General features: G+C 34.2%; 23 protein-coding genes and 1 pseudogene. 19 read left to right on the top strand and 5 right to left on the bottom strand.

Going from position 1 to position 22,620, the window contains the following annotated elements:
- Window position 1: 1 nt before the first annotated feature.
- Window positions 2–940 (top strand): 3'-5' exoribonuclease YhaM, encoded by a 939-nt coding sequence (gene yhaM, locus HMPREF3029_RS06520; protein WP_040929039.1) that lies wholly within the window; start codon window positions 2–4, stop codon window positions 938–940.
- 52 nt (window positions 941–992) lie between these two features.
- Here the strand turns inward: yhaM and HMPREF3029_RS06515 are convergent, their stop codons facing one another.
- The 3 genes from HMPREF3029_RS06515 to HMPREF3029_RS06505 form a co-directional block, all read right to left on the bottom strand.
- A complete protein-coding gene (locus tag HMPREF3029_RS06515; RefSeq protein ID WP_070710215.1) occupies window positions 993–1,946 on the bottom strand; it encodes a foldase protein PrsA in 954 nt (317 codons plus the stop codon).
- Window positions 1,947–2,028: 82 nt separating this feature from the next.
- The gene (locus HMPREF3029_RS06510) at window positions 2,029–2,391 is read right to left on the bottom strand and encodes a YtxH domain-containing protein (RefSeq protein WP_070710214.1); all 363 of its coding nucleotides are present in this window, start codon (window positions 2,389–2,391) and stop codon (window positions 2,029–2,031) included.
- Window positions 2,392–2,444: 53 nt separating this feature from the next.
- Window positions 2,445–2,873: an HIT family protein gene (locus HMPREF3029_RS06505; protein ID WP_070710213.1), complete on the bottom strand. Its 429-nt coding sequence runs from the start codon at window positions 2,871–2,873 to the stop codon at window positions 2,445–2,447.
- 92 nt (window positions 2,874–2,965) lie between these two features.
- Here HMPREF3029_RS06505 and HMPREF3029_RS06500 point away from each other — a divergent pair, with 92 nt between their 5' ends.
- From HMPREF3029_RS06500 to HMPREF3029_RS06475, 6 genes are all read left to right on the top strand, one after another.
- On the top strand, window positions 2,966–3,697 hold the full coding sequence (locus HMPREF3029_RS06500) for an ABC transporter ATP-binding protein (protein ID WP_070710212.1): 732 nt from the start codon (window positions 2,966–2,968) through the stop codon (window positions 3,695–3,697).
- Complete coding sequence (locus tag HMPREF3029_RS06495) at window positions 3,687–4,889, top strand: ABC transporter permease (protein WP_070710211.1); 1,203 nt, start codon at window positions 3,687–3,689, stop codon at window positions 4,887–4,889. The genes HMPREF3029_RS06500 and HMPREF3029_RS06495 overlap by 11 nt, the downstream gene beginning before the upstream one ends.
- A 72-nt stretch (window positions 4,890–4,961) precedes the next feature.
- Complete coding sequence (locus HMPREF3029_RS06490; RefSeq protein WP_070710210.1) at window positions 4,962–5,636, top strand: response regulator transcription factor; 675 nt, start codon at window positions 4,962–4,964, stop codon at window positions 5,634–5,636.
- Window positions 5,637–6,539, top strand: a complete 903-nt coding sequence (locus HMPREF3029_RS06485) for a sensor histidine kinase (protein WP_070622936.1) — start codon at window positions 5,637–5,639, stop codon at window positions 6,537–6,539. It abuts the gene before it with no gap.
- Between the two features lie 92 nt (window positions 6,540–6,631).
- Window positions 6,632–7,381 carry an ABC transporter ATP-binding protein gene (locus HMPREF3029_RS06480; RefSeq protein WP_070622933.1) on the top strand — a complete coding sequence of 250 codons (750 nt, stop codon included), beginning with the start codon at window positions 6,632–6,634 and terminating at the stop codon, window positions 7,379–7,381.
- A 1-nt stretch (window position 7,382) separates the two neighbouring features.
- Window positions 7,383–9,347: an ABC transporter permease gene (locus HMPREF3029_RS06475; protein WP_070622931.1), complete on the top strand. Its 1,965-nt coding sequence runs from the start codon at window positions 7,383–7,385 to the stop codon at window positions 9,345–9,347.
- Window positions 9,348–9,390: 43 nt separating this feature from the next.
- Here HMPREF3029_RS06475 and HMPREF3029_RS06470 read toward each other — a convergent pair whose 3' ends face one another.
- Window positions 9,391–9,909 carry an antibiotic biosynthesis monooxygenase gene (locus HMPREF3029_RS06470; RefSeq protein WP_070622928.1) on the bottom strand — a complete coding sequence of 173 codons (519 nt, stop codon included), beginning with the start codon at window positions 9,907–9,909 and terminating at the stop codon, window positions 9,391–9,393.
- 178 nt (window positions 9,910–10,087) lie between these two features.
- Between HMPREF3029_RS06470 and hemE the strand changes: the two genes are divergently transcribed.
- The 9 genes from hemE (at window position 10,088) to HMPREF3029_RS06425 (ending at window position 19,275) form a co-directional block, all read left to right on the top strand.
- A complete protein-coding gene (gene hemE, locus HMPREF3029_RS06465; RefSeq protein ID WP_070622925.1) occupies window positions 10,088–11,116 on the top strand; it encodes a uroporphyrinogen decarboxylase in 1,029 nt (342 codons plus the stop codon).
- A gap of 6 nt (window positions 11,117–11,122) precedes the next feature.
- The gene (gene hemH / locus HMPREF3029_RS06460; protein WP_040929048.1) at window positions 11,123–12,037 is read left to right on the top strand and encodes a ferrochelatase; all 915 of its coding nucleotides are present in this window, start codon (window positions 11,123–11,125) and stop codon (window positions 12,035–12,037) included.
- 13 nt (window positions 12,038–12,050) lie between these two features.
- A complete protein-coding gene (hemG, locus tag HMPREF3029_RS06455) occupies window positions 12,051–13,445 on the top strand; it encodes a protoporphyrinogen oxidase (protein WP_070710209.1) in 1,395 nt (464 codons plus the stop codon).
- A 60-nt stretch (window positions 13,446–13,505) separates the two neighbouring features.
- The gene (locus HMPREF3029_RS06450) at window positions 13,506–14,495 is read left to right on the top strand and encodes a lipoate--protein ligase (RefSeq protein WP_070710208.1); all 990 of its coding nucleotides are present in this window, start codon (window positions 13,506–13,508) and stop codon (window positions 14,493–14,495) included.
- A gap of 86 nt (window positions 14,496–14,581) precedes the next feature.
- Window positions 14,582–16,030 carry an APC family permease gene (locus HMPREF3029_RS06445; RefSeq protein WP_070710207.1) on the top strand — a complete coding sequence of 483 codons (1,449 nt, stop codon included), beginning with the start codon at window positions 14,582–14,584 and terminating at the stop codon, window positions 16,028–16,030.
- 139 nt (window positions 16,031–16,169) lie between these two features.
- On the top strand, window positions 16,170–17,159 hold the full coding sequence (locus tag HMPREF3029_RS06440) for a DctP family TRAP transporter solute-binding subunit (RefSeq protein ID WP_070710206.1): 990 nt from the start codon (window positions 16,170–16,172) through the stop codon (window positions 17,157–17,159).
- An 11-nt stretch (window positions 17,160–17,170) separates the two neighbouring features.
- A complete protein-coding gene (locus HMPREF3029_RS06435; RefSeq protein WP_070710205.1) occupies window positions 17,171–17,623 on the top strand; it encodes a TRAP transporter small permease in 453 nt (150 codons plus the stop codon).
- An 11-nt stretch (window positions 17,624–17,634) separates the two neighbouring features.
- Window positions 17,635–18,921 carry a TRAP transporter large permease gene (locus tag HMPREF3029_RS06430; RefSeq protein WP_070710204.1) on the top strand — a complete coding sequence of 429 codons (1,287 nt, stop codon included), beginning with the start codon at window positions 17,635–17,637 and terminating at the stop codon, window positions 18,919–18,921.
- An 18-nt stretch (window positions 18,922–18,939) separates the two neighbouring features.
- Window positions 18,940–19,275 (top strand): cupin domain-containing protein, encoded by a 336-nt coding sequence (locus HMPREF3029_RS06425; protein ID WP_070710203.1) that lies wholly within the window; start codon window positions 18,940–18,942, stop codon window positions 19,273–19,275.
- Between the two features lie 68 nt (window positions 19,276–19,343).
- Here HMPREF3029_RS06425 and HMPREF3029_RS06420 read toward each other — a convergent pair whose 3' ends face one another.
- Window positions 19,344–19,550, bottom strand: a complete 207-nt coding sequence (locus HMPREF3029_RS06420; protein WP_070710202.1) for a hypothetical protein — start codon at window positions 19,548–19,550, stop codon at window positions 19,344–19,346.
- A gap of 160 nt (window positions 19,551–19,710) precedes the next feature.
- Here HMPREF3029_RS06420 and HMPREF3029_RS06415 point away from each other — a divergent pair, with 160 nt between their 5' ends.
- The 3 genes and pseudogenes from HMPREF3029_RS06415 to HMPREF3029_RS06405 all read left to right on the top strand — a co-directional run.
- Entirely contained in the window at window positions 19,711–20,295 is a 585-nt protein-coding gene (locus HMPREF3029_RS06415) for a competence protein ComK (protein ID WP_070456174.1), read from the top strand.
- 238 nt (window positions 20,296–20,533) lie between these two features.
- Window positions 20,534–21,880: a ribonucleotide-diphosphate reductase subunit beta gene (locus HMPREF3029_RS06410; protein ID WP_070710201.1), complete on the top strand. Its 1,347-nt coding sequence runs from the start codon at window positions 20,534–20,536 to the stop codon at window positions 21,878–21,880.
- A 19-nt stretch (window positions 21,881–21,899) separates the two neighbouring features.
- A pseudogene (locus HMPREF3029_RS06405) lies at window positions 21,900–22,620 on the top strand (hypothetical protein); the annotation flags it as partial.

Raw genomic sequence — 22,620 nt, 5'->3', positions numbered from 1 at the left:
GATGAGTAAAATTTCTGCTTTACAACCTGGAGATAGTGTTGAATCGTTTTACTTAGTAAAACGCGCACAAGATGGTGTCACGCAACAGGGTAAGCCATATATGACACTGATTCTAGCTGACAAAACAGGTGAGCTCGATTCAAAATTATGGACTGTTACACCTGAACAAATTAAAGAGTTAAAAGAAGCAGATATGGTAAAAGTTAGAGGAGAAGTTATTAACTACCGTGGGAATAATCAAATGAAAATTTTAGAAATTCGTACGGCAAACGAAAACGATAACGTTTCAATCCATAACTTTTTAAAAGAAGCACCGATCGACGGTGATGATCTGTTCGACAAAATTATGGATTACGCATTAAAAATTACGAGCGCGAATCTTCAGCGCATTACACGTGGATTACTCACGAAATATCGTAAAGAATTCTCAACGTTTCCAGCAGCGATGACAAACCATCACGACTTCGTATCTGGCTTAGCATATCACGTTTATACGATGTTAAGAGTCGGGGAGTCGTTATGTGACATCTACGAAACGCTCGATAGAAATCTGTTATATGCTGGAATCATTTTACATGATATCGGTAAAGTCAAAGAATTATCTGGTGCGGTAAATACGACATATACAGTTGAAGGAAATTTAATTGGACATATCGTTATCGCAACAGAAGAGATTACAAAAATGGCAGATGAACTGAACATTGAAGGCGAGGATATTTTATTACTAAAACATTTAATACTCGCACATCACGGTAAATTAGAGTACGGATCTCCAAAAACACCGATGATTAAAGAAGCAGAAATTCTGCATATGATTGACAATATCGATGCGAGAATTTTAATGATGGACAAGCACATTCAATCTGTAGAACCGGGCACATTTACACAGCGCGTTTTCCCGTTAGAAGGTAGAATGCTATACCGAAGTGTTGATGAGTAAAAAATTGTATTCAAAAAACAGGCTCTATTTTTAAAAATAGAGCCTGTTTTTGTTATTTTTCTTGAATGTCAATCGGTGACATCATTTTATCAACTTGTTCTTTAATATCTTTGTTTTCAAATTTTACGTTGTACTCATCGAGTAATTCTTTGTAGAAGTCCATAATTTTGTTTGGATTTTCTTGGATTTTTTCGTTAATCAATTTAGATTTTGCATCTGCAATTTCAGATTCTGACATATCTTCTGCTTTTTTGTCGAGACGCTTAATGATATGGTAACCGTACTGTGTTTTTACAACGTCAGATACTTCGCCTGGTTTTAATTTGAATAGTGCTTCCTCAAACTCAGGAACCATTTGACCTTTTGTAACGATACCTAAATTACCGTCGTTCTTCGCACTACCAGTGTCGTCAGAATGTTCTTTCGCAAGCTTACTGAAGTCTTCACCATCGTTAACTTTTTTAAGAAGGTCTTCTGCTTCTTTTTTAGCTTCTTCGTCCGTTTTACCGTCTTCAGCTTCTTCATCGACTTTAATTAAAATATGTTGAGCGTCATATGCACCGTTAATCGCATCTTCATCAGAAATTTCTAGCTTTTCACTAAAGAATTTGTTGTGTAATATATTTGCGATTTTATTTTGCTTATAACCTTCGACAGTTAATCCTGGTTGGCTTTGAGCGAGTAGTTGAGCGAACTGATCTTCGCCACCATAACCTTCAATTTCTTTGTCGACATCTGCTTTAATTTTATCGATATCGACTTCATCTTTATATTTATCTTCGATTATTTTGTTTAATGCGAGTTCAAACGTTTGTGATGCGACTTCTTCCATACCAAATGAATTTAGAACATCGTCCACTGTCACGTTTCCGGCATCACTCTTTACGAGTGTTTCACCAAATTTTGTTTCTTTGTTATCGCTTTTTGATGCGTTATTGTCATCATTTGCACATGCAGATAAAATGAGTGCTGCAGATAACGTTGTTGTTGTGAGTAGTTTTTTCATCTTTTAAAACTCCTTTAAATTTTAGCTTTCACTAATATAACATAACATAAGCGGTGATGCATTTAATACATCACCGCCCATATTATTTGTTATTTGGTTTATCGAATGCGTGCTGAAGGTCTTCCGCTGTGTTTTGAAGTGTTGCGACGTCGTCTTTTAAATGATCGATATTTGGTTCAATATCAGATTTAAAGTTATCGACTAAGTCTTTCACTTCGTCAGTTAGTTCTTTAATGTTAGACGCTTCATGCTTTGCACGAAGTACAGATTGTTTAATGTTATTAATTTCTTCTTTAACTTGGTTTGCTGACGCACTCACTGTTCCAGAATTAGATTTTAAAGAGGCTGTGAGTTCACGTCCAGATTGCGGTGCATTTAGTACTGATAAAGAAATGCCACCTACAACACCAACGACAAAACCAACTGCAAAATTTCTAATACCCATTTATGTCACTTCCTTACGTATCATACATATTTCTTACCCGAAACGAATGCTTATTATGCATCGAGTTTAGATTTAATTGCTTCAGCGAACTGTTCACGTTCTTCTTTTGTAAACTCAATGTCTTCCCATTTGTAACCAAAACCGTCATGTTCGTCTTTATATCTCGGTAAAATGTGGAAGTGAATGTGGAATACAGATTGTCCAGCAAATTCACCGTTGTTTTGTACGACGTTTAAGCCTTCAGGGTTAAACGTATCACGTACTGCTTTTGATACGTTACGAATGACTTTCATATAATCGTTTGCTGTTTCATCGTCTAAATCAAAAATATTTTCGATACGCTTTTTAGGTACGACGAGCGTATGACCTTTCACGACGGGAAACGCATCTAAAAATGCGATGAATTTATCATCTTCATAAATAATGTTTGCATCGATATCTCGGTCGATAATCATTTCAAATACTGTTTTGTTCTCACTCATTAGTGTTCCCTCCATAATAAGATATGATATAGTTTACTTAAGATTATTATATACTTATATACACGAATAACAAATTGAAAGAGAGTTTCAATATGAACATTTTAGAGTTACAAAACGTTACTGGTGGTTATGGTAAAACACCAATTATTCACGATATTTCTTTTTCTTTAAAAGAAGGGGAGATCGTCGGTTTAATCGGTTTAAATGGTGCCGGTAAAAGTACGACAATTAAACATATATTAGGACTTTTATCCCCACATAGTGGAGAGATAAAAGTATTAGATAAAAATATCCGAGACGAAAATATGCGTAAACATTTAACGTATATCCCTGAGACACCAATTTTATACGAAGAATTGACGCTAAGAGAGCACATTCATATGACAGCAATGGCATACGGTTTAACTGAAGACATGGCGATGACAAGAGCAGAGCCACTACTCAAACTGTTTCGTTTAGAAAATGAACTCGATAAGTTTCCAGCACATTTCTCTAAAGGGATGAAACAAAAGGTCATGCTAATTTGTGCGTTTGTCGTTGAACCTGAGTTATTTATAATAGATGAACCGTTTCTAGGACTCGACCCGTTAGGTATCGAAGGTTTAATTGAGTTGATGATATCTATGCGAAATAAAGGTAAATCTATTTTAATGAGTACGCACATTTTAGCAACAGCTGAAAGATATTGTGACAGATATATTATTATTCATCACGGTAAAAAAATCGCAGACGGTACGATCGATTCTCTAAGAGAAGAGACAGGCATTAATGGTACGTTAGATGATATTTATTTACATTTAACAGGTGACAGCAATGTGGACTGATTTATTTAAAACACGGATGGATAAAGACATATCTAAACGTATGTATTATATGAAGTTTATTTTTAACAGTCACTTTTTAATCTTTTTAACGATCGCGCTCGGTGCGTTTTTCTATTCGTTATTTGAGTTACGTGACGTGCTACATAACAATATATACGTCGATATGTTAGTCGCTGTACTCGTAGCGTTATCGATTACACCGACGTATCGCAGTTTGTTAAAAGAAGCGGACCTTATCTTTTTAGTACCTGTAGAAGATGAATTAAATGGATATTTTAAAGAAGCAGAGCGATACTCGTTAGCGCTCAGTTATATATTCCCAGTCGTTATGGTGATATTAACGTTTATGCTCGTTTTAATTAACCATACGCTAATTGAATTTGCGATATTTTCAGTCGCAGTAATCGTGACAGTATATTTAACGTTTAAAATAAAAGTTGAAACGATTCACACGTTACTGAACACTCAACTTGTTATGTATGTTTTAATCGTTTTTAACGCGATATTATTATATTTAACGTTAGTTAACATATACTTTGTCGCACTAATCCCGCTCGTATTAAGTATCGTTTTACTTATTACTCGAAAAAAACGAATCTTAAAAGTGAATTGGACGAGATTAGTAGATTACGAAACACATGAAATTAACCGTTTTAATACGATTATTTCGATGTTTGCGAACGTAAAAAATGCAGATAAAAAATTCAAGCGTCGCAAATATTTAGACGTATTCATGAGAAAACAAAACGTAAAGCATTTCGATCAAAATCATATGTATGATTATATGTTTCATCGTAGCTTTTTAAGAGACTTTGATTTGCCGATGATTATTTTAAGGTTAATGCTTTTATTTACAATTTTCATCGTCTGGATGTCAAACATATATGTGACTGTTATATTTTCATTGTTTGTACTATACATTATCATTTTACAGCTCACACAAATTTACCAGTCACAAGCGTATTTACTATGGCCGAAAATATGGCCAGTACGACGTAGTAATATCCAAAAATCTTATATACGCTACTCACATAAAGTAATATTCGTCATATCGATTATATTTGTAATCATCTTTGTCATTATGCACAATAAAGAGTTTTATATCGGTCTAATCTTCCCAATCTTTGGTTACGTATTAAATCAACTATTATCTAAAAACGTATATAAAAAAGAACGCGCACTGAGTGATTAACCCATTAAAAATTAAAATTTGGTTATATATCCATCATTCAATCGTGCTTTCTAATTGAAATCGAGGTATTTAATGAAAATATTTATCGTAGAAGATGATGTGACAATTAGAGAAAGTTTTAAAATTGAATTAGAAAAATGGGATTATACAGTGACGACAGCTGAAGAATTCAATACGATTGATCAACAAGTAAAAGATGAAGAGCCTCATATTATACTTCTTGACATCAATTTACCATCATATAATGGTTATTATTGGTGTCAAGAAATACGTAAATTTTCAACGGTTCCTATTGTATTTATTAGCTCAAGACAAGAAAGTATGGATCAGATTATGGCGATGCAAATGGGTGGAGATGATTTTATAGAAAAGCCATTTAATATGAATGTTGCCATAAGTAAAATTCAAGCGCTACTCAGACGAACATATGAATTCAAAAAGGATTTAAATGTACTAAATAAGGGTGAGTATAGTCTTTCGCTCGATACGATGACGTTTACATATCGAGATCAATCGATAGAATGTACACATACTGAATATTTAATTATACAGTTATTACTTCAAAACTTTACTCATTTTGTGAGTCGAAATACTCTCATAGAAAGATGCTGGGAATCTTCACATTTTATAGATGATAATACCCTTGCAGTTAACATAGCTCGGCTTAGAAAGAAACTGAAAAAAATTGGACTAGACGGTTCGATTGAAACTAAAAAGAATTATGGCTATCGATTAAAGGATGTATAAATGAAGCGATATCTATCAAGTAAGAAAAACGAAGTAATTATCATTGCTTTTATATCACTATTATTTTTAATTGTATTCTATCTGTTTGATCTTACATTTCGAGCATATGTACTAAGCATTGCGATTATATTTACAGTATATGTGATTTACTTTATCACTCAATTTTTCACTTTTATAGATGAAGAAAATAAATCTGAACAGATAGAGAGACTAAAAACCCAAATTCAGCAACAAAAAAATAAAGAATATAATTACCGAGAAGAACTCGAATCCTATTTTCTGTTATGGGTTCACCAAATCAAAATACCAATTACTGCTTCAAAGCTTTTGCTTGAACGAAAAGATGATAATCAAAATGATCGACTGAAACAAGAAATCTTTCAAATTGATAACTATACGAATCTAGCATTAAATTATTTAAAAATCATGAATGATTCAACAGACATGTCATTTAAAGAAACAGATTTAGATTCAATTATTCAGCAAGTGATTAAAAGGTACGCCATTATTTTTATACATAATGGTACGAAATTACATTATGATAAAATTGAAGCAGTTGTTCTGACAGATCCCAAGTGGACGGCAATTATGATAGAACAAATTCTAAATAATGCACTAAAATATGCAAAGGGTAAAGATATATATATTTATTTTGATGATCGAACAGAAGAACTCGTAATTAGAGATACAGGTATTGGAATTTCAGAGTCGGATCTACCTAAAATATTTGATAAAGGATATTCAGGATTCAATGGTATGTTCGATGAAAAATCTAGTGGTGTTGGCCTATACATTGTTCAGAGTATAGCACATCGTTTGAATCAAAATGTTTCCGTTGACTCTAAGATAAATGAGTTTACGACTTTTAAAATTAAATTTAAGAAATCAATAACCTTACAATAATGTAAGATTACCAAGTATGTTTGTAAGAATATATAAATGTACTTGGTTTTTTTGTGTTTTATACTTGATTTAAATCAATAAGAGGTGAAGATATGTTACTTGAAGTTAAAAATTTATCAAAAGAATTTGGTCGTGGAAATAATAAGGTGACGGCATTAAAGCAAATGAACTTTTCTATACAAGAAGGTGAGTTTGTTGCAATAATGGGAGAGTCTGGTTCTGGAAAATCTACTTTATTAAATATAATTGCAACATTCGACACACCGACAGATGGAACAGTTTTAATTGATGGTCAAGACTTATCATTATTAAAAAATAAAGATGTTGCTCAGTTCCGTCGTGATCAGCTTGGGTTTGTATTCCAAGATTTTAATGTCCTTCATACAATGACTAATAAAGATAATATTTTAATGCCACTCGTATTGTCTGATGTGAAACCGAGTGCTATGAAAGAAAAATTAATGCCACTCGTGAAATCACTAAACATTGAGTCTCATATCGATAAATTTCCATATGAGATTTCTGGGGGACAACAACAAAGAGTCGCAATCGCACGTGCACTGATCACTGATCCAAAAATATTACTCGCTGATGAGCCTACAGGTGCATTAGACTCGAAGACATCAAAAGAAATAATGGAATTATTTCAAAAAGTTAATGAAGATCAACATACTATTTTACTTGTCACACATTCAGTAACTGATGCTGCCTATGCAAAACGCGTATTATTCATAAAAGATGGTAAAGTCTATCATGAAATTTATAAAGGTGACAATTCAAACCAAGAGTTTCAAAAGAGAATATCAGAAAGCCTTACAATGCTAAGCGAAAGTGGTGAGTAAGATGACATTTAAACTCATTAGTAAACTCGTTGTTAGAAATTTTAAAGCATTAAGAGAAATTATTATACCGTTTGTCATTGCAGTATCTGTAATGTTTGGACTGGAGTATATATTTTTATCTTTAATTTTTAATGATTACTTAAACGAACGCAGTAGCGATCTTATTGAAATAATGATTTATGCCAATGTTCTTGTCGGTATGCTCGTTTTAATATTCGTGATTTACGCTTATAATTTTGTGATTAAACGTCGGAAAAAAGAATTTGCAATTAATATGGTACTCGGTATGGAAAAGAAACATATCCGATTAATCATTTTCTATGAATTAGTTGTAGAATTTATTATAGTGTCATTTTTAAGTATTGTTTTAGGTTATCTATTTGGAAATTTAATATTTTTAACTTTAAATAAACTTGTTCAAAATACAGGCGTATCTATTATGGATTATCCTTTTAGTATTGAAGTGAGTATTATTTTAACTGTATTTATTTTCTTTATCTTCGTAATGTTATTTATTATTAGTAACATTCATATTACTAGACAAAGTCCTATTCAGTTGATGAAGACAGATAAAGCAGGAGAAAAGAAAACTTCAAAATTAGTGATCACAATCCTATCTATACTTGGAACATCATCACTTGCATATGGATATTACTTAGCATTAACAACAACCGGTGTCATAGAGTCGATATTTATCATTCTAATCGCCGCAGTATTTGTCCTAATTGGTACGTATTTTATATTCATGTCCGTGACGTTTATCGCTTTAAACATATTAAAGAGCAGTGAAATGTATTATAAAAAGAAACATTTCTTTACAATATCAGGACTTAATTCACGTTTAAAATCACATGTTGTTGGATTAGCAAGTATTACAATGATCTTAACATTATTAATCGTTACCCTCGGACTAAGTTTGACGACTTACCGTGGAATTCAAACACAAATTGAACATATTCAAAAATACGATTATGAAATAAGTCTTTCTGTAAACGATGAAAACGAGTTTCCTGAAATGCAAGAGTTATACGATAATTTGAAACTGAATGACGATGTAGAGTCTTTAAAAATGAGAAAGTTTATAGAGTTACCAGTTATAGATCGTGATGGTGTTATTGAAAACTTTAAACATTTAAAAAATCCAACTAAAACAACTATGATGTATATGTTTCTACAAACAGTCGACAGTCATAATGAATATCATGATACAAATTTAACTTTAGATGACAATGAAATTTTAGTCAGTAGTAATATGAAACGTTATAATGAGGATTCTAAACTTAACTTTTTAAATAATAATGCGTTAAATGTTAGGTTTGTGGATGATAATTTAATTCAGTCACGAATTGGAATTGATGCATTATATGTGGTCGTACCGAATGAGGAATTATATAAAGAGTTTCAGGCATTCTATAATGAAGAAAATGGTGAAATGGCAGAAGTAAAAGCGATTGTATTTAATGCAAAAAATCATGAAGCAAAAGATAGACTAGATGAAACTGTTCAATCGTATAAAGAGACTACTGGTCTGCCGATTGATAGTAAAGAAGAAATTAAAAAAATGATATACTATTTAAACGGTGGTCTCGTTTTTATCGGAGTAGTTGTATCAATTACATTACTTGCAGGTCTGTTTTTAATTATGTATTACAAACAAATTTCTGAAGGTTATGCGGATAAAGATAACTATCAAATTATGCAAAAACTTGGGTTATCATTTTCACTCATTAAATTGACAATTCGTAGACAAATACTTGTAATTTTTGGGCTACCTATTATAACCGCAGTGATTCATACATTGTTTGCGTCGAAAATAGTGTATAAAGTCCTCGGGTTACTTGGAATTAACGATATATCATTATTTGTTACGAGCTATGCTAGTGTAATTGTTGCTATGATGGTTGTATATATCGTTATGTATATGATTACATCACGAACATATATTAAAATAGTTGGTGAAAAATAAAAGAACGCGCACTGAGTGATTAATCTCAGGCGCGTTTTTATGTTTAAAATTCGTCTTCTTCTACTTCTTTAACAGTAAAGTAAAGTTGTGACGTTGCGAAGTCTTGGAACATACTTTCTTCGTTTTGGAATTTTTTAAGCACATCTTGAGTTAAGTAATTTTTAAATGTGTCTGTCTGTTTAAAGTCATGGTATGCATCGATGCTCGTAAATGTGACAAAGACTAAATAGCTATCTTGATCGAGCTTACGTGTGATGCGGTATGATTTAACACCTTTTACGTTGTCTAACTCAGATTTAAAATCACTTAAGTGTGAAATGATCGTCGATTTTCCAATACCATATGCAGGGATATGAACTGCGTATGTTGGATGATCTTCGCTTAAATCACCTTTAGAGTCTACAATTTCGTATGATTGTTCTGTTTCAAATGCAGATTTTTCTTCGTTATCTTCATAATATAATACTGCAGTGTTCGGGTTTGCTTGTAAGTGAGTGTTCGGATATTTTTCTTTTAAACTTTCTAAGTAGCTTACTGTTCCGTTTGTTTTGTGAAAATACATAATGATTACCTCTCATTCTTTCTAAGTTGTTATTCATCTTACATTATATATAGCCATAATCGAAAACTTGTTAAACATTTAGGAAATTTTTAAATATGACAATTCATTCACATTTCACGAAAACTTCATATATCATGTTACAATATTGTCGATACAAAAGTAATTAGGGGGAAAATCATTGTTTAATGATACGATTTTAAGAGCAGCTCGAGGAGAGAAAACAGATTACACACCTGTTTGGTTTATGCGTCAAGTTGGACGTTCACAACCAGAGTACAATAAGATCAAAGAACAATATGGTGGGTTAATCGAAATTACGAAGAATCCAGAGATTACAGCTTATTTAACAGCAACACCTGTTGAAAACTACAATGTAGATGCTGCGATTCTTTACAAAGATATTATTACACCACTTGCACCGATTGGTATCGATGTTGATATCGTAAAAGGTGTAGGGCCTGTCATCGATAACCCGATTCGACGCATTGAAGACGTCGAAGCACTTGGTGAACTCGATCCAACAAAAGATTTAGATTACACAGTAAAAGCAATCGACATTTTAGTCAATGAAAAATTAAACGTTCCGTTAATTGGATTCTGTGGAGCGCCGTTCACTGTCGCAAGCTACATGATCGAAGGGGGCCCGACAAGAAGATACCACAAGACAAAATCGTTAATGTATAACGATGAAAAAACATGGTTTGCATTAATGGAAAAATTAACAGACATGAGTATCATTTACTTAAAAGCACAAGTGGATGCGGGTGCTAAAATGATTCAAATCTTTGACTCATGGGCAGGTGCATTAAACAAAGAAGATTATGAGTACTATTTAGGTAACTCTATGCGTCGTTTAATTAGTGAAACGAAAAAATTAGGTGTACCAGTCACAATTTTTGGTATTGGTGCGAGCCACTTATTAAAAGAGTGGGACACGTTAGGTAGTGACGTAATTGGTCTTGACTGGAGAACATCGATTAAAGAAGCAAGAGAAATGGGTATTAATAAGTCATTACAAGGAAACTTAGACCCAGCAATTCTACTTGCAGAATGGGACGTTATTGAAAAGTATGCATCTCAAATTTTAGATCAAGGTCAAAACAAAGGTCATATTTTCAACTTAGGGCACGGGGTATTCCCTGAGGTAAATCCAGATACGTTAAAACGATTAACAGAATTCGTTCACAATTATTCGAAAGGATTGTAATTTAACATGGCAAAAAAAGCATTACTCGTAATGGCGTACGGAACGCCGTATCAAGAATCAGATATCGAACCGTATTACACACATATACGTCACGGACGTCCACCTTCGGAAGAAGCATTAGAAGATTTAAAAATGCGTTATAAAGCAATCGGTGGTGTATCTCCATTAAAAGATACAACAAAACGTCAAGCGCTCGCATTAGTTGAAGAAATGAATAAGCGTAGTGACGATGAGTATGAGTTATTTATCGGATTAAAACACATCACACCGTTTATCGAAGAAGCGGTTGAAGACATTAATAAAGCGGGCATTAAAGAAATTGAAACTGTCGTACTTGCACCGCATTATTCAGCGTTTTCTGTAGAAACTTATAACAAACGTGCAAAAGAAGAAGCAGAAAAGTACGGTATTTCAGTAAAATCAGTCGATGATTTTTATCGTCAAGAGCCGTTCATTGATTACTGGGTAGAACAAGTCGAAGAAACGATGAAAACTATTCCAGAAGATGAGCACGATAAAACAGCAATTATTGTAAGTGCACATAGCTTACCGGAAAAAATGATCGTCGAAAATAACGATCCATATCCAAAACAATTAGAAGAGACGATGGAACTCATTCGTGAGCGTGCGAATTACGGTCATTATTTCACAGGATGGCAGTCTGAAGGAAACACACCAGATCCTTGGTTAGGTCCTGACGTTCAAGATTTAACGCAAGACTTATACGATGAACATCAATTTAAACACTTTGTTTACTTACCATTAGGTTTTGTATGTGAACATTTAGAAGTGTTATACGATAACGACTACGAATGTAAAGTAGTGACGGACCGTAACAACGCAGTGTACCACCGTCCACCAATGCCGAACACGGACCAAAGATTCATCGACGCAATGGCAAACGAAATCGAAAAGCTATAAAGAGGTGAGTCACGTGAAAAAAGTATGTATTGTCGGAGGCGGGGTTACAGGATTATCTACAGCATATTATTTATCTAAAAGAGGGATTGCTGTCGATTTATACGAAGCGAGTGAGAGACTCGGCGGTAAAATTAAAACATACCGTAAAAATGGTTTTGTCATCGAGCAAGGTGCAGAATCTTACATTAGTCGTAAACCTGAACTGACAGATCTCGCAGTAGAAATCGGTATGAAAGATGACCTCGTTCGAAATTTAACGGGTCAATCATTCATTTATGCGAACGGTTCACTCAGTCCTGTCCCACAAAACACGATATTAGGTGTGCCGACGACTAAAGAAGCAATTCAAGATACAGAACTCTTATCTGTAAGAGGAAAAGCACGTGCGTTACTCGATTATCAAATTCCAGTCGTTGAAATGCATGGGGATATATCCGCTGGAGAATTCTTTAAGAAGCGTCTCGGTGAAGAAGTCGCGACAAATATGATCGAGCCACTTCTCGGCGGAGTTTATAGTACAGCTTTAGACGAGATGAGTTTAATGGCGACGTATCCATTCTTTAAAGAAGAAGAAGAACGTTACGGTAGCCTTATCAAAGGAATGTACGAACGCAAAAAGCGCAGTCAAAATACTGGAGTTAAAACACCAGTGGATAAAAAACAAGGGATGTTTTATCAATTTAAAAATGGACTAGAGTCTTTTATAGACCGTTTAAAAGAAGTTATCGAATCTCAAGGTGGTCACATTTATTTAAATACACCAGTTGAAAAAATTGAAAAACACGATGATCACTATGAAGTTACTGTTAGTAATAGTAAAAAAGAATATAGTGATGTCGTCGTTGCGACGATGCATTTTGCATATAAAGATTTAATTGACGATCCGATGTTAGAGTACTTTAACCATATGAAGGCGACGACAGTGGCCAATATCGTATTATGCTTTGACGAATCACAAGTCGATAACGCACTCGACGGTACTGGATTTGTAATTAATCGTCAAGAAGATGACATGGCGATGACTGCATGTACGTGGACAAACAAAAAGTGGGCACATTCCGCACCAGAGGGTAAAGCGTTACTTCGTGCTTATATTGGAAAGCCGAACAATGAAAAACTAAGTGGTCTCATTAAAAACGGTAAGGACGAAGAAATTTTAGAAGCTGTTAGACGTGACTTAGATAAGATGATGAACATTAAGGGAGAGCCCGAGTTCCATATTATTACACGTATGCCTGACGCTGCACCGAACTACTTAGTCGGTCATAAAGAAATGATCGATAAAATTCACGCGTACTTAAAGGAAAATTATAAAGGCCTTTATTTAATCGGCGCACCGCATTATGCAGTTGGATTACCGGACTGTGTAAAAACAGCAAAAGAAACTGCAAATGAGATTATCAATTAAATGTATCAATTAGACTTACTTGCTATAATGGCAGTAAGTCTTTTTTAATGGAGGAAAACAATGAAATTTATATCAAATAAAAATATAGATGACCCAATGATTAACTTAGCGATGGAGGAATACGTCTTAAGAGAGATTCCAACAGATGATTCGTATTTTTTATTTTATGTAAACGGACCATCGATCATCATCGGAAAAAACCAAAATACTGTTGAAGAAATTAATGAAAAATATACACGTGAAAATGGCATTAAAGTCGTACGTAGAGTGAGTGGCGGTGGTGCTGTGTATCACGATAAAAACAACTTAAACTTTAGTTTTGTAACTGAAGATGATGGAAATAGTTTCCACAACTTTAAAAAGTTTACGCAACCAATTGTCGACGTATTAAATGATCTAGGTGTTCCAGCAGAACTTGTCGGTAGAAATGACATTGAAGTGAATGGTAAAAAGATTTCAGGCAATGCGATGGTGTCTATTAAAGGACGTATGTTTAGTCACGGAACGATTATGCTAGATAGCGACCTTGAAGCGGTTCAAAACTCACTAAAAGTAAACCCTAAAAAGATCGAATCAAAAGGTATTAAATCTGTAAGAAGTCGCGTAGGTAACGTGAATGAGTTTTTAGATGAACCATTAGATATCGAACGATTTAAACGACTTATTTTAGAAAAGATATTTGGTAGTGTAGAGGAAATTGAAGAGTATGAGTTAACAGATGAAGACTGGGATAAAATCATGACATTATCTAAAGAAAAGTACCAAACTGATGATTGGAACTTTGGTAAAAACCCACACTACAATTTTGAAGCGAGTCATAAATTTGATGCAGGACTATTAGATGTCCGTTTAGAAGTCCAAAAGGGAATAATAGAACGTGGGGCAATTTTCGGAGATTTCTTTGGAATTGGAGAGATTAAAGATATTGAAGAAAAATTAATCGGTGTTAGACACGATTATAAATCGATCGACGAAGCACTGAAAGATGTTGATATACCGCACTATTTAGGACGTATTACAAGAGAGGAATTTTTAGAACTAATCGTATAAAATATATCGAAAATCGAAATATCCCGTTTATTCTCAAAAATTTAGGGTAAGTAAAATTTATATACTAAATTATTTGAGGGGATATCATGAAAAAACGTAAAGAAAAACGTGAGTCATTCGACAGTACGATGTCGAGGCGTTTTGTATGGGCAATCGCTTACGGTTCATCGATCGGATGGGGTGCGTTCATATTACCAGGTGACTGGTTAAAATCTTCAGGTACGCTCGGTGCCGTTTTAGGGATCATTATCGGTGGATTACTCATGTTAATGATCGCAGTTGGATACGGTGCGTTAACAGCAAAGTTTCCAGTGTCTGGGGGAGAATTTGCATTTACATATGTTGGATTCGGAAAGTACTTTAGTTTCATATCATCATGGTTTTTAATTTTCGGATATATATGTGTAGTAGCAGTCAACGCGAGTGCTTTTAGTTTACTATTTAAGTTTATACTTCCGGACTTTTTAGAAGTTGGATACTTATATTCAATCGCAGGTTGGGACGTATATATTACTGAAGTTATTTTATCGACATTTATTTTAATCGTATTTGCGATAATTAGTTTTAAAGGTTCAGGACTTTCAGGGAAACTGCAGTTTTACTTTTGTTTATTTATGGCAATCGTTGTGGCGGGATTATTTACTTTATCATTTACACCGTCGACATTTAGCTTTGAAAATGCAGTTCCACTCTTTAATGAAGACGCGGGTGTATTCAAATCGATTATCGTAATCGTTGCAATTGCACCGTGGATGTATGTCGGTTTTGACAACATCCCGCAAGCAGCAGAAGAATTTAACTTTGAAGCGAATCAGACGTTTAAACTGATTGTATTTGGAATCGTTGCAAGTATTGTTACATACGTGCTTATGATTTTAATTACATCGTGGACGTTCCCGTATACTGAAATGCTTGAGGAGTCTAAGCTATGGTTAACAGGAGACGTCATTAATTCAGCGTTTGGTAAAATCGGACTATTCTTCTTAGCACTGTCGATTTCATTTGGTGTATTTACAGGATTAAATGGATTTTACTTATCATCATCACGACTCATCTTTGCATTAGGTCGTGCGAAATTTATACCAGAAGCTTTTTCAAAACTTCATAGAAAAACAAATACACCGTTAAACGCAATCATATTCGTCATGGTCGTCTGTTTAGCAGCGCCTTGGCTTGGACGTACAGCACTCAGCTGGATCGTCGATATGTCATCCGTTGGTGTATCGATTGCATTTTTAGCAACGAGTTTAGTCACAGTAAAATTCTTTAGCGATAAACGCCATAAAAACACACTATATACGGTATTTGGAGTCATCGGAGCAATCATCTCAACAGTATTCCTGGCACTATTACTAATCCCAGGATCGCCAGCAGGACTCACACTACCGTCATATATCGCATTAGGCATCTGGACAATCCTCGGCGCAGCATTCTTCATGTTCCAGTTTAATAAACTAAAAAGCCTAAAACGAGAAGAACTCGATCACTTGATTTTAGACATGACAAGAGAGGAAATACATTCGAAAGAGATATAGAGGAGAAAACCGAGTTAAGGTAAACCTTAGCTCGGTTTTTTATATGAATAATAATAAAGCTAATTGTTGACTAAAATTTTTAATTCTTATAAACTTAAATGCATATATATGAAAACGTTATCAAAAAGAGGGATGGATAATGAGAAAGATGGTAATGGTTATCTTTTTAGTCTTGCTCGCAGGGTGCTCAAATCATGCGGATGAAAAGGACAATATAGAGTTACAGCTTGGGCACGCACTATCTCCAGGAACCGCTGCGTCAGACGAACTAGAGCGAATGGCAGAAGCGGTTGAAGAGAGAACAAATGGAAAAGTGACATTTGATATATATGGAAATAGTAAGCTTGGATCTGAAACAGAGATGCTTCAACAAATCCAAATGGGTGCAATGGATGCTGGCGCAATTATGATTGGTTCAATGCAAACGTTGGATATGCGCCTTGCTATTGAAGACTTACCATATATGTGGAAAGATCAACAAACTGCACGAGAAGCGTATGAAGGTGAATTTGGTGATTATTTATCTGGAATTGCGTCTGAATATAATCTTCACCAAATTGGATACTTAGAATGGGGATTTAGACATATCACGAATAACTCTAAGCCAATTGTAGAGCCTGAAGATGTTAAGAACTTAGATATACGCGTTGCTGAAACTGCTTTAAGGGTCGATACTTTTGAAGCATTGGGAGCAATGCCAACAGTAATGGCATTTAGTGAGGTCTATGGTGCCCTTCAACAAGGTGCATTAGATGCTCAAGAAAACCCGCTCGCAAACATAGCTGCACCAAGATTCTACGAAGTACAGGACTACTTATCGCTTACAGGACACTTTTACAATACTGTAATGGTTGTCGTATCTGAAGACACGTGGAATGAGATTTCTAAAGAAAACCAAGAGATTATTTTAGAAGAAATGAAAAAGTCTACAGAAAATGTTTATACAGCAAACGATGAAAATGAATCATCATATTTACAAGAATTAGAAGAGAACGGTATGCAAATTAACGACGATGTAAATACAGAATCATTTAGAGAGAAGCTACTTCCAGTATATGATAAGTGGGAAGAAAAAGTGTTCGGTAAAGAGTTAATGGATGTTTACCGTAAAGCATCAGGATTTGAATAGGAAGGTGTAACATGCAAAAGATGATAGTAAAGACACTCAACTGGCTATGTATCGCTACCATTACGATATTAACCGTCATTATATTACTTCAAGTTATCGCAAGATTTTTAAACTTTACACTTATCGGTACAGATGAGTTATCAAGATTGTTAATCGTATGGCTGACTTTTTTAGGTACGAGTTTAGCATTTCATGAAGATATGCACTTGTCCGTACAATACTTTGTAAACAAGTTAGATGATAAAAAGAAAAGGTTTGTAAACTTGATTGTAAACGGTTTACTTATAATATTTTTCTTAATTATTGCGTTTTATGGAGTTAAATTTTCAATTGCATCTATGAATTACGTATCGTCATCTCTACAGTTACCGATGAGTATATTCTATTTAGCATTACCTGTCGGTGCATTATTCTCAATTTATTTTTTAATCATATCAACAAAAAATATTTATGAAAGCAAGTAAGAGGTGAAGGTATGACTATTCTATTAATATTACTCGCATTTTTTGGTCTGTTATTTTTAGGGATGCCAATTGCTTTCGTGATTGGTATTGTCGTCAGTCTAATATTACTGTTAGACGGAGTTCCACTGGAGATTCTCATTCAGCGCATGTTTGCTGGTGTAAATAACTTTTCATATTTAGCAATACCGCTTTTTATATTAGCCGGTAACATTATGGCTGAAGGTGGACTAACTAAAAGATTAATGGCATTTAGTAAAATGCTAGTCGGTAAATTAACCGGTGGTACTGCTATTACAACAGTAATTACAACAGCATTATTCGGAACAGTGTCAGGGTCAACAGTCGCGACGACTTATGCTGTAGGGTCTGTGTTGGTTCCGAGGTTAAAAGAAGAAAAATATAGCAATTCGTTTATAGCGAGTATCATAGGTCCAGCAGGAGTATTAGGACTAATTATACCGCCGAGTATTACGATGGTAATTTTAGGAATTACAGCAAATATTTCAATTGGTAAATTATTCTTAGCAGGAATTATACCGGGAATTATTTTAACTTTATTTCTTTGTATTTACGTAAGTGTTATTGCGAGAATGAAAGGATATGGAGAAATTAGAGAAGAAAAGTTAACGAATGAAGATTTCTTAAAAACGACAAAGGAAGCATTTTTACCGTTACTCGCGCCAGTTTTCATTTTAGGAAGTATCTTCTTAGGAGTTGCGACAGCAACTGAAGCGGCCGTCATTGCGGTTGCATATAGTTTCTTACTTACTATTTACTATAAGGAAATGAGTTTTTCAACTTTTAAGCATATTATGAAAGACTCAGCAGTAACGTCGGCATCGATATTAGTAATTATTTCTGCAGCAAGTGCATTTACATATTTACTAACGGTTAAAAAGATTCCAGCTACGATTTCGGACTTTTTCTTTAGCTATGTAGATTCACCAATTATGTTCTTATTAGTCGTTTCTTTAATACTATTTATTTTAGGTATGTTAACAGAAGTAACATCTCTAATTATACTGTTAAGTCCAATATTCATGCCACTCGCAATTCAGTACAATATCGATCCAATTCATTTTGGAATGGTTCTTATTATGAACTTCGCACTCGCGAATATTACACCACCGGTCGGTTTATCACTAATTGCAGGGTGTAGTATTACAGATAAGGGAATGGGTATAGAAAAGACGCTACCGTATATCGCGCATATATTAATTATTGTCGCAGCAATGGTAATTCTTATTATATTCTTCCCGATACTATCAACGTTCCTTCCAAGTATAATGATAGAATAATTTTAAGTAGGTGATGAAATGATATTTAATGAAAAAGAACCTTTAAAAATAGATAACCACTTCGGTGGTAAGGGCACAATTGAAATTTATAAACATGTTAAAAAGAATGACTTAGAAACAATTGATATGGTTGCGAATGTTGTACTTCCAAAAGGTAGTTCAATTGGTTATCACTTACATGATAAAGATGCTGAAATTTATCATATCGTTAGAGGAAAAGGATTATTTACTGACGAAAACAAGAAGGAACACATCGTTGGACCAAATGAATGTTGCGTTATTAAAAAAGGGCAGTCTCACGGGATTGAAAATGTTGGAGACGAGGATTTAGAATTTATTGCGATATTATTTTAAATTAAAAAAGCTGATTGAGTTTATGATTAAATCTCGATCAGCTTTTTCATTTGAATACAGTTTTCATATTAATTTTTAACATTTTTTAATAACTCCGTATACTCATTAAACATTTCTTCGTTTATAGTTAATAGCGCTTCTTCGATTTTTTGTAAATAATGTGCTTCTTTAAAATGATTTAAAGACTCTTCGAGAATAAGATCCGCCGAAAGATCAGTAGCGGCTTGTAAAAACGCACGACGTTGAGCGAGTAGTTTAACTGATTTACTTTCCATTGGTAACGCCTCCAATCAATTGATAATTATTATTATAGTGAGTAGTTATGTGGAAGTCAATATAATATTTGAAATTGTCTGAAAATAATAACGATTATTTTATTTAACATTTATAAACATATGTTGTATAATAAGTTAACGACACATGGAGGTAATTGTAGTGCTTACATATTATTCAATTAATAAAAATACGATGTATATTGCTTCGGATAACTATTTCAATACGAACACGTCAATTGCTAGAGAAATTACAGGAGAAGAGTATGTGATTAAAAAAGAAGCGAATAAGTTAATGGCAGAGAATTGTTTGCGGTTCTCTTCGAATTATTTACATAGGAAAGCAATTACTAAGGATATGACGAATATTACTTCTAAGCCACCAATTATGATTGATTTCTTTGGAAGTTATATTTATTTTCCTTTGTTTTCTGACCGTAACTCTTATAATCTTTGGTTTAACATCAGACATATTAAACGGTATGAAAAAGATGAAAGTCGTACACGCGTTCATTTTTATAACGGAGAAGATATCGTCGTTGATGTGACTTATTATCAATTCGACAAACAATACTCTAACGCGATGAAGTTGTATTATAAAATTAGCTTAAGACGTGAAGCATTTTATAGAGAAACAGAAGTTAATGATCGATCGTTGTTGTCACAGAGAGAAACTTTAATGCTAGACGAATTCAAACGACACGAATATTTAATGCATATGCAGCAGCTAGACTATGGTGTGTACTAGCTGTTTATAGCTCTTACGTTTTTAATCTTTTAAAGACGTAAGGGCTTTTTATTTGCGTGATAAGATTTTCTTTTCTTAAATATAATATATCTATATATTGTGCTATTCTATTTGTTTTCATAGTTTTTCACACTATATATTGTGTGTCGTTTTAAAAAATTAAGCAAAAAGTCATTCCATTTTTATCGTGTTAGTGTTAGAATGAATAATCGAAAGATAAAGAAATGAGGTCGAAGTTTTGATTACACAAATTAGAAAACGTAGTGGCGAAATTGTGAATTTCGATAAGAATAAGATTTCCGTTGCAATGTCTAAAGCGAATAAAGCAACTGGTGAACCAGGTATGGCTGAAAAGATTGATGACTTAACGGATCAAGTTGTTAAAGTGCTAGTAAAAAGCGAAGATATTATTACAGTTGAATATATTCAAGACGTCGTAGAGGACGTTTTACTGAAAAGTGATTATAAAGATACAGCGCGTGCGTACATCATTTATAGAGATCGTCAAAAGCAAAAGAGAAAGCGCGATATTTTTGAGAGAAGAGCGGAAATGAAGCCGTTTGAATACCCTGAATTATATCAGTATGTCGATGCGATTCGACACTCTTACTGGATTCATACAGAGTTTAACTATACATCAGATATTCAAGACTATATGCAAGGGGCGTTACCTCATGAGAAGACTGCAGTGACACGTTCGATGCTTGCGATTTCCCAAGTTGAAGTTGCAGTAAAAACGTTCTGGGGAGATCTTTATCACCGTATGCCGAAGTACGAAATCGGAGCGGTTGGTGCAAGCTTTAGTGAATCAGAAGTCCGTCACGCAGATGCGTACAGTCATTTACTCGAAATTTTAGGGCTGAATAATGAATTTAGTAAAATCAAAGACATTCCAGCGTTAAAACAACGTGTCGATTATTTAACACGTATGGTTCAATACGCGAGAAGTGAAGATGATAGAGAGTATATCTTATCGATGATTTTATTCTCACTATTTACTGAGCACGTGTCATTATTTAGTCAGTTCTTAATTATGATGTCATTTAACAAGCATAGAAATATGTTTAAAGGATTATCAAACGTTATCGAAGCGACTTCTAAAGAAGAGCAAATCCACGGTATGTTCGGTATCGACATTGTAAATACAATTCGCGAGGAACAACCAGATTGGTTCGATGAGGATATGGAAGAAGCGGTGTATAAAGCGTGCCGTGAAGCATATGAGTCAGAAGGAAAAGTAATTGACTGGATCTTAGGCGAAGGTGAACTTGAGTTTATGTCAAGTAACGTCGTTAAAGAATTCGTTAAACAACGTTTAAATAATTCACTTGTATCTGTAGGGTATGAAAAATTATTTGACGTCGATGAAAAACTCGTCGCTGAGACATCTTGGTTTGACGATGAAGTTATCGGTACAAAACTCACAGACTTCCTTCATAAACGTAGTGTAAACTACACGAAGTTTAGTCAATCAGTAAGTGGAGACACGATTTTCTCACCAAAATCTGATTTAGAAGGTAAGACAAAACAAGAGGTAAACCAAACAATCAGACTTAGAATGCTCGACGTAAACGATTTGAAGTAAACAATTAGGAGGATTTCAATTGGCTAAACAACCATTTTATTGGCTTAACGAAGATTCTCGCGTCTTTCTAGAACGCGGGTATTTATCAGAAGGCGAAACACCTGAACAAAGAATAAGAGATATCGCAAATAAAGCAGAAGAAATTTTAGGTATAGATGGATTTTCAGATAAATTTTACGACTACATGGGTAGAGGGTTTTATTCACTTTCAAGCCCAGTATGGTCGAACTTTGGTAAAAAACGTGCATTATCAATTAGCTGCTTCGGTTCATATATTGAAGACAATGTGCCATCAATTATGGACACAGCAAGTGAAGTTGCATTAATGAGTAAATACGGTGGAGGAACGAGCGGTTACTTCGGTAAAATTCGTCCACGTGGATCTGAAATTACTGATAACGGACATACGAGTGGATCTGTTCACTTTATGAAACTATTCGAACAAGTTACTGACACGATTAGTCAGGGATCAGTTCGTCGTGGTCGTTTTAGTCCATATTTACCAATCGAACACGGGGATATCCACGAGTTTTTAGATATTGGTACAGAAGGAAACCCAATTCAAACGTTAACGCACGGAGTTTCAATAACAGACAAATGGCTTGAGGAAATGATCCGTGGAGATGAAGAAAAGCGTAACGTTTGGGCGAAACTCTTATCTAGACGTGTTCAAATGGGTTATCCGTACATTTTCTTCCATGACAATGCAAATAACGATACAGTAGATGTTTATAAAGACA

It is taken from the genome of Nosocomiicoccus sp. HMSC059G07 (assembly GCF_001815515.1).
Lineage (GTDB): Bacteria > Bacillota > Bacilli > Staphylococcales > Salinicoccaceae > Nosocomiicoccus > Nosocomiicoccus ampullae_A.
This window is presented reverse-complemented; position numbering and strand designations above follow the sequence as displayed.